Below are 12,362 nucleotides of genomic sequence, written 5' to 3'. Positions count from 1 at the left end.
TGGGCTCCTTTCATTCTGTAAAAACATCTATATTATACCTTTTTTTTAGGAAAATAGAAATAAGTTGAAAATTTTTTCATGCTCTTCGTACCATTTACTTAGGATGACTTAAGTGTAAAGATAGTCAGCTCAGGTTTAGCCATAAACCGAAACGGCAGTCGCGTTGTCCCAATCCCTCTATTAACATAAAGGGTTAAGGGATATTTCCCTTCAATCGTATAGAGACCCTCTGGATATAGTTTTGCAAATGGGGGGATTATTAGTGCCCCAAGAATTGGCAGTTTAACTTGTCCACCATGACTGTGACCGCTGAGCTGCCAATGAATAGGATATTGTGAAGCTGCCTCTGCAAGGTCAGGTGCATGTGATAACAAAAGGTTAAAATGATTGTTTGCTACATTTTTCAATGCTAACGGTAAGTCCGGATTACCTAACATCGCATCATCAATTCCAATTAGGTAAAAGCGGCTGCCATCTTTTGTGTTAATAGCAACGGACTGGTTCAAAAGAACTTTAAAGTTGGTAGACTCCATGATATTCCGATATATTTCTGAACCATAGCCGCCGTGATCATGGTTGCCATAAATGCAGTACTTTCCAAGAGGTGCATGTAATCGGTCTAAAAGTGGGACCAAATCATTTATTTTGGAATATTTGTTGGGTTCATCCATTAAATCACCTGTAAATAATATGATGTCCGGATTCAAGTCGTTCAATTTGTTTACTAACTTTTTGAATTGTTCTATATCGTATTGAAAGCCAAGATGAGTATCGCTAAATTGAATGATCCTTGTTCCTTCAAAACCTTTTGGGATTAATGGGTGGTTAATATCCAATTCCTTTATTTCTAAGAGGGAGGGCTCAATTCGATTGGCATAAAAATAGCCGCCAGAACTTAATCCGAGAACCGTCAGGAATGAACCCATTAATCTTTTTAAAAAAGTTCTTCTTGTTTGCTTTTTAATCATATTTTCAACCATCCTGCCTTTTAACGATTACTACCTTAAACCCAGCATCAACCGTTTATCTGTGAAATAAAAAGGTTGTTTGTATGTGTTTATTCGAAAAAAGTGAAAAAATGCTAAAAAAGCAGTCAAAAAAGACTGCTTTCTATTTATAACTAACCGCCCGGGATTTCAAGGCCTTCCATGATTTAATAAATTGTTCTTTGTTTACCCTTACTTGTTTTCGGCCGGATAAAGGGTCATTTAAATATACATGATTTGTATCATATCCCACTAATACCACTGCGTGCAAATCAAGTGGTGTTCTTATGAATTCTTGACCATGATACCAGCCTTCCCAGCGATCTGGCAGACGGTAATCTCCAGTGGTCCAGACCACAACAGGATAACCTGTGGAAACATGTGCTAATACTCTGTCAAAGGGCTGATTTGTTAAATTCACAGCTCTCCCGGGAAGCTTTTGGTTGATTAAAGCAACCATAGGTCTATCAAATACGGCATAGCCTGCACGTCTTCCAGTCATGTCACCAACAAATCCATCAGCAGGGTTCCCCCAGCGAAGTATATCGCCTCTAGCCGATTTAATGAGTGGGTCCGGGTCTTTCTGAATTCTTCGATATAAATCCATTTTATCTGTTTTAACTCCAGCGTAATTTAAGACCATCGCTAGACTAGTCACTTCGCAGCCATATCTTAATTCAGGGTTTTGTTTAATTAATATAACATTTAGTAATGTGGATTGCTTTCTTGGAATGGTACCAACGGTTTGGTTTACTTTATTCTGACCCTCTACATTCGTTACCCGCTCTGTTAAATCATTAAGGGAGTAAGATTTACGGTTAATCCTCTCGGGCACAGGTTCCTGTTTACTGTTGCTGCTTATGTTTGAAGGACGTGTGATTTCTACCTTTTGAGATTCTTGCTGGTTTGAAATTGTATTTGAGTGGCTGCAGCCAATCATAGTCAGTATTGATGTTAATAAGTATAGGCCTTTCACAAAACACTCTCCTTTTTGGAAGCACTGACTATAGGTTATGATTGTATCATTGATGCTATAATGGTATCCTTTTGGAAAAGAACGAGATGGGGAAATTAAGCGTATGGTATTATGAGAAAAATTAGATGGAGGAAGTCGGATGGATGCATTGGAAATATTATCGGATCTTGAAAATGTCATTCCTTATTTTCAACCGATATTTAATGCGGATGAGCAGCGTGTGATTGCTTACGAAGTATTGGGGCGATACCAATCAAATGGAAATGTCATTAGTCTGGGACCTTTTTTTCATGATGATCAAATTCCTGATGAATATAAATATGAAGTGGACTTATTAGTAGTAAAGAAAGCACTTGAAAAGGTCTTAAATCTTGACGAGGATATCCTGATCTTTTTGAACCGAAATGCAGAGTTATTAATGTACGGACATGGGGAGCCTTTTTTACAAGAGTTGTTAGAGTTTGAAAAAAAGGGACTCCGTTTAAACCGAATTATTCTAGAAATTTCTGATCGGAATTATCAAGGGGATATAGATCAATTCGATCATCTCCTGCAATATTATCGAACCTATGGGTTAAAAATTGCGATGGCGAGTATTGGAGACGAAAGTCACTATTTTGAGCGGATTGGCCAACTTGAACCCGATATTCTAAAAATAAACCTTCAAGCACTAAAATCAACAGCTATTGGGGTGAATTTTAATGATGTCTTGTTCTCCTTGTCACTTTTGGCAAGGAAAATAGGAGCAACTCTTCTTTTTGAGAATATTGAAATGAGTTATCAGCTGCAGTTTGCTTGGAAAAATGGCGGACACTACTATCAAGGTTTTTATTTACATCCCCCCACAGATGAATTTATTAACCGGGATCTTCTTAAGTATCGCCTAAAGGAAAAATTTCATGATTTTATTGCCTATGAAAAGCGAAAATTAGAAGCTGTTTATACTACAGTCGAGTATTTTCAAACCATGGTTCAGGACATTGTAAATAGAAATAAAAGGGCAGGATATGAGGCTTTATTTCAGGCGTTGATCAAGGAAATGGATGACATAGCTTTTCGGATGTATGTATGTGATGAAGATGGATTTCAGAAATCAGCCAATATTTTTAAAGGGGAAAATGGCTGGGTGACCCAATCTGTTTACTTAAATAAAAATTGGAGTTGGCGGCCGTATTTTTTAGAAAATATTATCAAGATGCGGCATGAACAAAAGGGCAGATTATCCGATTTATATGGTGATATTGAAACAGGCGATACTATTCGGACCTTTTCTTTTCCAATGAACGACAATGAATATTTATTTATTGATATTTCATATCGGTATTTATTTGAACATGACCAATTATTGTAATGATTGGGAGGGTATAGAATGATTTATGAAGTGGAATTTTAATGATAACGTTCATTAGAAGGAGTCTTGCTCATGAATCTTTTTGAAAATATCCTTTCTATTCTGATTATAGCGGTACTTGCCTTTTCACTCATACACACCTTTTCCGCTGCCAGACAGCATAAGACAGTTGAAGGAAACTTAGATACAAAAATTTCGGATCATGTACAAAAAAGTCCATATACTAAAAACCCAATTTTCTTGGCATATGGAATCTTTTTTGCTTTAACGCTGTTTATTATTCTTTTCTTTGCGATTAAATTTTATTGATAGGTCCCCTGTCAGGGTACCTATTTTTCCTTGTTTTGTTAAAAAAATTATGATTTCTTCATTTTTATTTGGACAAATGTGGTCTATTATCTTATTCTTTTAATATTGGCATAAAAACTTGGCTGTCAAATTTTGAAATCATTTGACTAGGATAGAAAGATGCCAAATGAGAAACATAACTGTAGACAGTTTGTTTGTGTTAAAAGGAGGATAATTAGATGTCACAGCTACAAGGTATATTAACTAGGTTAAAAAACCTTCAGGAACAATCAACAAGTGGAGAACCAGCACAACGTTATTTTGAAGTAAATGGTGAAAGAAAATGTCAGGTAACCTTTCATCCAAAGACTGAAACCTTTGAATTGGAAATCTATAACGAGAAGGAAAAACCAAAAAGATACCAATTTGATAACATTGATATGATTACAATTGAAATCTTTGATTTAATTCAGTAGGAGCCTTTCAGGGTTCCTTTTTTTCTTTGGAAAACGGTTTTAAAATTAACCCGGACATCTGGAAACTGTGATAGAATAGGTCTGTAGAAAAACATAATTGAGGAGTATTCGACTTATGATTAGTCTTCCTAGCGGGGAATTCTTAGAATTAACAATCAAACAATTAATGATACCATCTGAGCGCGTTGCTCATGTGCAAGTAGGCAACAATCTCGAGCATGCCCTATTGGTATTAACGAAAAGCGGTTATACCGCTATACCTGTTTTAGATCCACATTATAAGCTTCATGGGCTGATCAGCACCCCTATTATAATGGATTCTATTCTTGGGCTTGAACGGATAGAATTTGAACAGCTTGAGAACAAACGGGTCGAAGAAGTGATGAAAAGCTCTATTCCACGAGTGGGAGTATCAGCATCTATCAGTCAATGTTTAGACTTGTTAGTAAACCAACCATTTCTTTGTATTGAAAATGAAGAAGGCTTTTTTGAAGGTATTTTACCAAGAAGTACAGTATTAAATCAATTAAGTAAAGTCGTTAAGAGAAATAAAAAATAGCCGTTAGCGCTCTGCTCCCATTTGGGGGCTCTATTTTTTTACGATAAGAGGTGTGAAATGAGTACCGATATTGAAGCGTTTGGAACTCCGAAAAGAAAGCAAACCAAAAAGTCACTAGTACTAGCCTCGGTCATGCTTGCCATGTTTATGGGGGCAATTGAAGCAACGATTGTTTCGACAGCTATGCCGGCAATTGTTGCGGATTTGGGGGGGTTTACCTTATATAGCTGGGTTTTCTCTGCATACCTTTTAATGAACTCGATTACAGTCCTTATTTATGGTAAACTTTCTGATTTATTTGGGCGAAAACCTATTTTAACCATTGGAATTATCATATTTTTGGTTGGTTCTATTCTATGTGGGCTTGCTGGTTCCATGAAAACACTGATTATTTTTCGGTTGATTCAAGGCTTTGGAGCAGGAGCTGTAACACCAATTGCTACAACCATTGTAGGCGATATTTATACTACTGAGGAACGTGCTAAAATTCAAGGCTATCTCTCTAGCGTTTGGGGGATATCAGCTATTACGGGGCCTGCAGTCGGGGGTTTACTCGTTCAATATGTCAGTTGGCATTATGTATTTTGGATTAACATTCCGCTTGGACTCCTATCATTGGTTGGTCTATGGTTATTCCTTCACGAAGATGTTGTAAAGAAAAAGCACGAGATAGATTATTTGGGGGCGATCCTTTTAACTGTCACGATTTCGACTCTTATGTTTATTCTTATTGAAGGGGAAAGCCGCTGGTCATGGGGGTCATGGCAGTTGAGCGGGTTGCTGATTGTAACGGTTGTAGCTTTAATAGCCTTTGTCATTCAAGAAGGCAAAGCTACTGAACCAGTAATGCCGTTTTCCATCTGGAAGGAACGCTCCATCTTTATCGCAAATATTACATCCCTAACATCTGGGATTATTTTAATTGGGATATCAAGCTTTTTACCAACCTTTGTTCAAGGTGTGATGGAACAAACACCGATTGTCGCAGGATTTACGTTAACTACGATGTCAATCGGCTGGCCGATTGCGTCTACCCTTTCTGGAAAAATGCTTATTAACATCGGATATCGAAAAACTTCGATTATTGGAGGCGCCTTTTTAGTATTGGGCAGTGTCGCCTTTGTAACGATGTCTGCTTCTGCAGGACCGATTTGGGCAGCAGTCGGCTCTTTCCTTATAGGTGTCGGAATGGGTTTTACTTCTACAGCTTTCATTGTCTCTATTCAAAGCACCGTTGAATGGCAGCAGCGGGGAATCGCAACCGCCGCAAATATGTTTATGCGGAATTTAGGGAATACGATTGGTGCAGCTTTATTAGGTGGTATTCTTAATAATAGAATGACTCATTTTTTTACTGAAAATAACAAGTCTTTAACAGTTGAGGATGCTAATAAACTTTTAAAGATCGACGAGCGAAATCATTTGCCTGCTTCGGTGAAAAGTATTTTACAAGAAGGGCTGACCTTCTCTTTACATTCTGTTTATTATGTTGTATTGACCTTTGCCGTTATCAGTATGCTATTAATATTATTTATTCCTAAAAAGAAAGTGGATTATAGTCCAATAGAAAAAAGTTAGGAGGTTTTGACTTTGTCCTCCCTATCAGAATTTCAGTTATTATCGGTTTTAGCTCAGGAAATGAATATGAGAAAGGCTTCAGAGCGGCTGTTTGTATCGCAGCCAGCCCTTTCACAACGTTTACAAACGATTGAAAAGGAATGGGGAACTAAATTGTTTATCCGCTCACAAAAGGGGTTATCCTTAACACCTGCCGGGGAGCATGTAATCGACTTTGTAAACGAGATTTTAACAAAACAGGAAAAGGTCCGTGAAACGATCGATTCCCTTCAAGAAGGCGTATCTGGTACATTAAAAATTGCTGTTGCCTCTATCGTAGGACAAAATTGGCTTCCAGAGGTTTTAAAGAAATTCATTGATAAATATCCGCAAGTGAAAATCTCATTAGTAACAGGCTGGAGCAGTGAAATTCTAAAATGTTTATACGAAGATCAGGTACATATTGGGATTATCCGCGGAACTCCTGACTGGAAAGGAATAAAAGTTCATCTTTTTAATGATCCGCTTTATCTTGTTGATCGAGAAATTACCAAGCCAGAACAAGTTTTAAAGACGGATCGACCTTTTATCCAATTTAAAAGTGATTCTAACTACTATCAGGAAATCCAGGATTGGTGGATGCTAAAATTTAAAACCTCTCCAAAAAGAACAGTTGTCGTCGACCAAATAGAAACTTGTAAACAGATGGCTTTTAATGGCATAGGTTACGCTATTTTACCATCGATAACTCTTAGAAAAGCAGATCAGGGCATTTTTAAAATCCCTTTAGTGGATGAGAATAATAAACCGCTCAAACGAGATACTTGGTTATTAGGATATGAGTCAGCATTCCAGCTTAAACAAGTTCATGCATTTATGGAACTAATCAAGGAATATATCGCCGAATCTTCTGAAGAATAAGGTTGTTTTTTCTTGTTTTCATTCCTTTTGTTTGTTAAAGTATTTTTTAGTACATGAATAGGGGGCAAGTTAGAAAAATGATGGATGCACATGAAATTATTTCTTTTATTGCAAATAGTAAAAAATCTACACCTGTTAAGGTTTATTTAAAAGGTGACCTAGAAGGTATTGATTTCGGAAACGAAGCAAAAGCCTTTATTAATGGAAATACAGGTATTGTTTTTGGTGAATGGGCAGATATTAATGCAGCATTAGAAGCGAACAAAGAAAAAATTGAAGATTATGTGGTCGAAAATGACCGACGCAATTCAGCCATCCCATTGTTAGACACAAAACGCATTAATGCAAGAATTGAGCCAGGGGTTACAATCCGTGACCAGGTAGAAATTGGTGATAATGCTGTTATTATGATGGGAGCCGTCATCAATATTGGTGCCGTTATTGGCGAAAAAACGATGATCGATATGGGGGTAGTTCTTGGCGGTAGAGCAACTGTCGGTAAGAACTGTCATATTGGAGCGGGAACCGTTTTAGCGGGAGTAATTGAGCCTCCATCCGCAAAACCTGTTATCATTGAAGACGATGTACTAATTGGTGCTAACGCAGTCGTGCTTGAAGGTGTAACAGTTGGTACAGGCTCTGTTGTCGCTGCAGGTGCAGTAGTAACGAAAGATGTACCGCCCTATACAGTTGTTGCAGGTACACCAGCAAAGAAAATTAAAGATATTGATGAAAAGACAAAATCAAAAACAGAAATCATGCAAGAGCTTCGTCAATTATAGGCGGACATGTATGAAGTGGTAAAAGCGTGGACCTAAATCCACGCTTCTTCTATAGGGATAGAAAGGAGATATTAATATGAAATCATTAATCGAAATACGCAGGGATTTACACCAAATTCCAGAACTTGGTTTTCAAGAATTTAAAACTCAAAGCTATCTTTTAGCAATAATAGAATCTTTCCCGCAAGACCGCATTTCCATAAAAAAATGGAAAACTGGATTGCTAGTAAAGGTTAATGGAATAAAACCCTCAAAAACGATAGGTTATCGAACAGATATTGATGGTCTGCCCATCACAGAAGAAACGGGTTTAGACTTTTCCTCTTCACTCAATGAAAGGATGCATGCCTGCGGTCATGATTTTCATATGACGATTGCTTTAGGTGTGCTGTCTTACTTCATTCATAACCCTATAAACGACGATCTTTTGTTCCTATTCCAACCTGCCGAAGAAGGCCCTGGTGGAGCAGAACCTATGTTAAATTCGGAAGAAATACAGGAATGGATGCCTGATTTAATATTTGCCCTTCACATTGCACCTGAGTATCCTGTTGGAACCATTGCTTTAAAAGAAGGTTTATTATTTGCCAATACATCTGAATTGTTTATAGATCTAAAGGGAAAAGGCGGTCATGCTGCTTATCCGCATCAAACAAATGATATGGTTGTCGCTGCCTGCTCTCTTGTCAGCCAGCTGCAAACAGTCATTTCCAGAAATATTGATCCATTAGATAGTGCTGTGATAACGATTGGAAAAATAACGGGCGGCACCGTCCAAAATATTATTGCTGAGAAGGCAAGACTTGAGGGAACGATTAGAACATTATCTCCAGAAGCCATGAAAAGGGTAAAACATCGAATTGAAGCCCTTGTTAAAGGGATTGAGACAGGGTATGAGTGTGAAACTAGTATTGATTATGGTTCGATGTATCATCAAGTCTACAATACTGAATCAGTAACAAGGGAATTTATGGAATATATTAGAAATAAAACAGATATAACAGTGGTCGAATGTCGGGAGGCCATGACGGGTGAGGACTTTGGCTATATGCTTAAAGAAATACCTGGTTTAATGTTTTGGCTGGGGGTTGATTCGCCGTATGGACTCCATCATGCAAAGCTTAATCCAAATGAAGGAGCAATCGACGTAGCTGTAAGGCTTTTGACAAGCTATATCTCCTTTAAGGGCAACTAACCATGACTGATTGGCAAGTCAGATTACTTTCTTCAATTTGGTTAATTATGCTAAAATTAAAAAGGAATAATGTTACATATTGTCGTTTATTCTCACGGAAATAGGAAAAACTGACTAAGGGGAATTTTAGATTATAATTAATAATAAGTAGTTATTATTAATACATAATTTAATTTCTACTCAAATGTAGGATTGGTCCTATAATGAGGATTGTTAAGGATGGCCCATATAAATGGCTGTTCAAAATCTCATTTAAATAATTTTTTGGAGGGATTTTTAATGCCAGAACGCATGGTAGGCAAACAAGCACCACGCTTTGAAATGGAAGCCGTATTACCAAACAAAGAATTTGGAAAAGTAAGCCTTGAAGAAAACATGAAAAATGATAAATGGACAGTATTGTTCTTCTATCCAATGGATTTTACATTTGTATGTCCAACGGAAATCACTGCAATGTCTGACCGTTTTGAAGAGTTTGAAGACCTAGACGCAGTAGTTGTAGGTGCTTCTACTGACACTATTCATACACACCTTGCTTGGATTAATACAGACCGTAAAAACAATGGTCTTGGCCAATTAAATTATTCTTTAGCTGCTGACACTAATCACGTAGTTTCTCGTGATTATGGCGTGTTAATTGAAGAAGAGGGTGTAGCTCTTCGTGGTCTATTCATCATCGACCCGGAAGGTGAATTAAAATATTCGGTTGTCAACCACAACAATATCGGCCGTGACGTAGATGAAACATTACGTGTCCTTCAAGCATTACAAACTGGCGGTCTTTGCCCAGCCAACTGGAAACCAGGACAAGCGACATTGAATGTTTAATCAATCAAGAATGGACCTAACCAATGCGTTAGGTCTTTTTTAAAAAAAGGGGATCTAACCATGAAATTACGCGAACAAATGCCAGAATTAGCTGGTGCAACCGAATGGTTAAACGGCCAGGTAACAAAAGATGACTTAGTTGGTGAGAAACCAACTTTAATTCATTTCTGGTCTATTAGCTGCCATTTATGTAAAGAGGCCATGCCGCAAGTCAATCAATTCCGAGATGAGTATAAGGAAAAATTAAATGTAGTTGCAGTTCATATGCCTCGTTCAGAAGATGATTTGAACCTTGAGGAAATAAAAAAAGTAGCTGCTGAACATGGAATTACTCAGCCAATTTTCGTTGACAGTCAACATAAGCTAACAGAAGCGTTTGAGAATCAATATGTACCTGCCTACTACGTTTTTGACCGTGAAGGCAAACTCCGCCATTTCCAAGCAGGAGGCAGCGGAATGAAAATGCTTGAAAAGCGCGTCAATCGTGTACTAGATGAACTGGAAAAAACAGAATAATTTTATAAAGAGGCTGACCCAAAAGATTGTTGATGAATAACTTTTTTCACAATCTGTTGATTGGAGCGGAAGGCGCGAAGACTCCCGGGAACCGCTTGCGCTTGGAGCGGAAATCAACAGACTAATTGAATGTATAAAAAAGGAGGTGTACTTTTGGGACACCTTCTTTTTTTATGCCTTAACCATGTAACTTTCCTAATAAACAAACGTCGATATGTTTAAATAGAAAATGAGGGGGCCAAGCAAATGAGCTGGTCTAAAAGTGCCATATCGATATTGTTTATGGTGTTGTTAGTTGGTTTATCTGGATGCAGCAGTTCAGAAAGTAAGGATGAAAGTGCAAAAATAGCTACGGAAAGTAAAGGAGTAATGGACACAGGTCAGTCTGAAAAAAATGCAGAATCATTGACCTCAACTGATAGTAAAACAGAAAAATCGCTGAATCCAGTCAAAGTCAAGGTGAATGATCAGATGGTCATTTATCAGGCGGAGTTAGAGCTGCGTGTAAAAAAATTTGAACAAACGGTGCAAACCCTAGAAAGAAAGGCAAAAAAATACGGCGGTTATATAGCAGAATCGAATGTAACTAAAGATGGGAATGAACTAGTTAGCGGTAGTTTGAAATTGAGAATTCCTCAAGAACATTTTCAGGATTTTTTGACAGATGCTGAAGGGCAGGCCGCTGAGGTACTGCAGAGGAATATTAACGGGCAAGACGTTACCGAGGAATATGTTGACCTAGAATCTCGATTAAAGTCTAAAAAGGCAGTTGAAGAGCGCCTGCTTAGCTTTATGAAAAATGCAGCCAAAACAGAAGATTTACTTAAGATTTCTGCGGATTTAGCGTCTGTTCAAGAAGAAATAGAAATTATCGAAGGAAGAATGAAGTATTTAGAAAATCAGACGTCCTTTTCAACTGTGAACATCACCCTATATGAAAAGAAAGTAGTCGTTCCTAATCTGGAAAAAGATCAACTAAATACTTGGGAAAAAACGAAAAAACAATTTATGAAAAGTACAAATTTATTATTGGCAGGACTTTCGGGGTTAGTTGTGTTTATTTTTGGGAACCTGCCCATTATGATTATCTTCGTCTTATTGGGCTTTCTTGTGTATCTATATTATAATAAGAAAAAAAGCCACAACAGGCGGGAGTAAATATTTTAACGTAACGTGTTTTTAAGATGTATACTGACTTGATTCATATGGGGGAGTTTTTCTACATGAAAAAAAGTTTTGCAGTAATTGGCCTTGGACGGTTTGGTGGCAGCATATGCCAAACATTAAGCGAAGAAGGAATGGAAGTACTCGGGATTGATATCAATGAAGAACGAGTCAATCAATATAGCATGATTGCTTCCCATGCAGTTGTCGGTGATACAACTGATGAGAATGTCTTGAAAAGCTTAGGGATTCGTAATTTCGACCATGTGATTGTGGCGATCGGTGATGACATTCAAGCAAGTATCTTAACCACCTTAATTTTGAAAGAACTAGGTGTGGCACGTATTACTGCCAAAGCGCAAAATGATTATCATGGAAAAGTGCTTAAGAAAATTGGGGCAGATCAAGTCGTTCACCCTGAAAGGGATATGGGAAAACGGATAGCTAACAATATGGCTTCTAATAGCGTACTGGACTATCTTGAGCTTTCTGCAGAACATAGTATTGTGGAAATTGTTGCAAATAAAAAACTAAGCGGCAACACAATTATGGATTTGGATATACGAAAAAAGTACGGGTTAAATATTGTCGCGATTAAAAGAGGAGAAGAGATTATCGTTTCTCCTCAAGCAAAAGAAACCATTCATAGCAATGATATACTTATAGTCATTGGAAATGATCAAGATATCGATCGGTTTGAGAAACGCGTATTAGAATAGAAAAAAAAGAAAAGAAAAAGCGGAAGGCCTTGGCTCTTCCGCTT

At 37.6% G+C, this 12,362-nt stretch carries 14 protein-coding genes; 12 read left to right on the top strand and 2 right to left on the bottom strand.

Annotated elements, in window-relative coordinates:
- Window positions 1-98: 98 nt before the first annotated feature.
- A complete protein-coding gene (locus tag ACZ9EE_RS08520) occupies window positions 99-968 on the bottom strand; it encodes a metallophosphoesterase (RefSeq protein WP_476026192.1) in 870 nt (289 codons plus the stop codon).
- A gap of 142 nt (window positions 969-1,110) precedes the next feature.
- The gene (locus ACZ9EE_RS08515; RefSeq protein WP_476026191.1) at window positions 1,111-1,962 is read right to left on the bottom strand and encodes a C39 family peptidase; all 852 of its coding nucleotides are present in this window, start codon (window positions 1,960-1,962) and stop codon (window positions 1,111-1,113) included.
- A gap of 139 nt (window positions 1,963-2,101) precedes the next feature.
- On the opposite strand from ACZ9EE_RS08515, the gene ACZ9EE_RS08510 reads away from it, so the two are divergent.
- The 12 genes from ACZ9EE_RS08510 (at window position 2,102) to ACZ9EE_RS08455 (ending at window position 12,318) form a co-directional block, all read left to right on the top strand.
- Window positions 2,102-3,313 (top strand): EAL-associated domain-containing protein, encoded by a 1,212-nt coding sequence (locus ACZ9EE_RS08510; RefSeq protein ID WP_476026190.1) that lies wholly within the window; start codon window positions 2,102-2,104, stop codon window positions 3,311-3,313.
- A gap of 72 nt (window positions 3,314-3,385) precedes the next feature.
- The gene (locus ACZ9EE_RS08505) at window positions 3,386-3,622 is read left to right on the top strand and encodes a hypothetical protein (RefSeq protein WP_476026189.1); all 237 of its coding nucleotides are present in this window, start codon (window positions 3,386-3,388) and stop codon (window positions 3,620-3,622) included.
- Window positions 3,623-3,840: 218 nt separating this feature from the next.
- Entirely contained in the window at window positions 3,841-4,077 is a 237-nt protein-coding gene (locus ACZ9EE_RS08500) for a YkuJ family protein (protein ID WP_098526949.1), read from the top strand.
- A gap of 115 nt (window positions 4,078-4,192) precedes the next feature.
- On the top strand, window positions 4,193-4,636 hold the full coding sequence (cbpB, locus tag ACZ9EE_RS08495) for a cyclic-di-AMP-binding protein CbpB (protein ID WP_476026188.1): 444 nt from the start codon (window positions 4,193-4,195) through the stop codon (window positions 4,634-4,636).
- A gap of 57 nt (window positions 4,637-4,693) precedes the next feature.
- Complete coding sequence (locus ACZ9EE_RS08490; RefSeq protein WP_476026187.1) at window positions 4,694-6,214, top strand: MDR family MFS transporter; 1,521 nt, start codon at window positions 4,694-4,696, stop codon at window positions 6,212-6,214.
- A 12-nt stretch (window positions 6,215-6,226) separates the two neighbouring features.
- Entirely contained in the window at window positions 6,227-7,114 is an 888-nt protein-coding gene (locus tag ACZ9EE_RS08485; protein ID WP_476026186.1) for a LysR family transcriptional regulator, read from the top strand.
- 53 nt (window positions 7,115-7,167) lie between these two features.
- Entirely contained in the window at window positions 7,168-7,896 is a 729-nt protein-coding gene (gene dapD / locus ACZ9EE_RS08480) for a 2,3,4,5-tetrahydropyridine-2,6-dicarboxylate N-acetyltransferase (protein ID WP_476026185.1), read from the top strand.
- A 70-nt stretch (window positions 7,897-7,966) separates the two neighbouring features.
- Entirely contained in the window at window positions 7,967-9,091 is a 1,125-nt protein-coding gene (locus ACZ9EE_RS08475) for an N-acetyldiaminopimelate deacetylase (RefSeq protein WP_476032903.1), read from the top strand.
- A gap of 279 nt (window positions 9,092-9,370) precedes the next feature.
- Window positions 9,371-9,919, top strand: a complete 549-nt coding sequence (locus ACZ9EE_RS08470; protein WP_476026184.1) for a peroxiredoxin — start codon at window positions 9,371-9,373, stop codon at window positions 9,917-9,919.
- A gap of 60 nt (window positions 9,920-9,979) precedes the next feature.
- On the top strand, window positions 9,980-10,435 hold the full coding sequence (locus ACZ9EE_RS08465; RefSeq protein ID WP_476026183.1) for a TlpA disulfide reductase family protein: 456 nt from the start codon (window positions 9,980-9,982) through the stop codon (window positions 10,433-10,435).
- Between the two features lie 246 nt (window positions 10,436-10,681).
- Window positions 10,682-11,593 carry a DUF4349 domain-containing protein gene (locus ACZ9EE_RS08460; RefSeq protein ID WP_476026182.1) on the top strand — a complete coding sequence of 304 codons (912 nt, stop codon included), beginning with the start codon at window positions 10,682-10,684 and terminating at the stop codon, window positions 11,591-11,593.
- Between the two features lie 65 nt (window positions 11,594-11,658).
- Window positions 11,659-12,318, top strand: coding sequence for a potassium channel family protein (locus ACZ9EE_RS08455; protein WP_476026181.1), 660 nt, complete (start codon window positions 11,659-11,661; stop codon window positions 12,316-12,318).
- The last annotated feature ends 44 nt before the right edge of the window (window positions 12,319-12,362 follow it).

It is taken from the genome of Bacillus sp. URHA0034 (assembly GCF_056280405.1).
The sequence above is the reverse complement of the archived record's forward strand: the minus strand, read 5'-3'. Positions and strand labels throughout refer to the sequence as shown.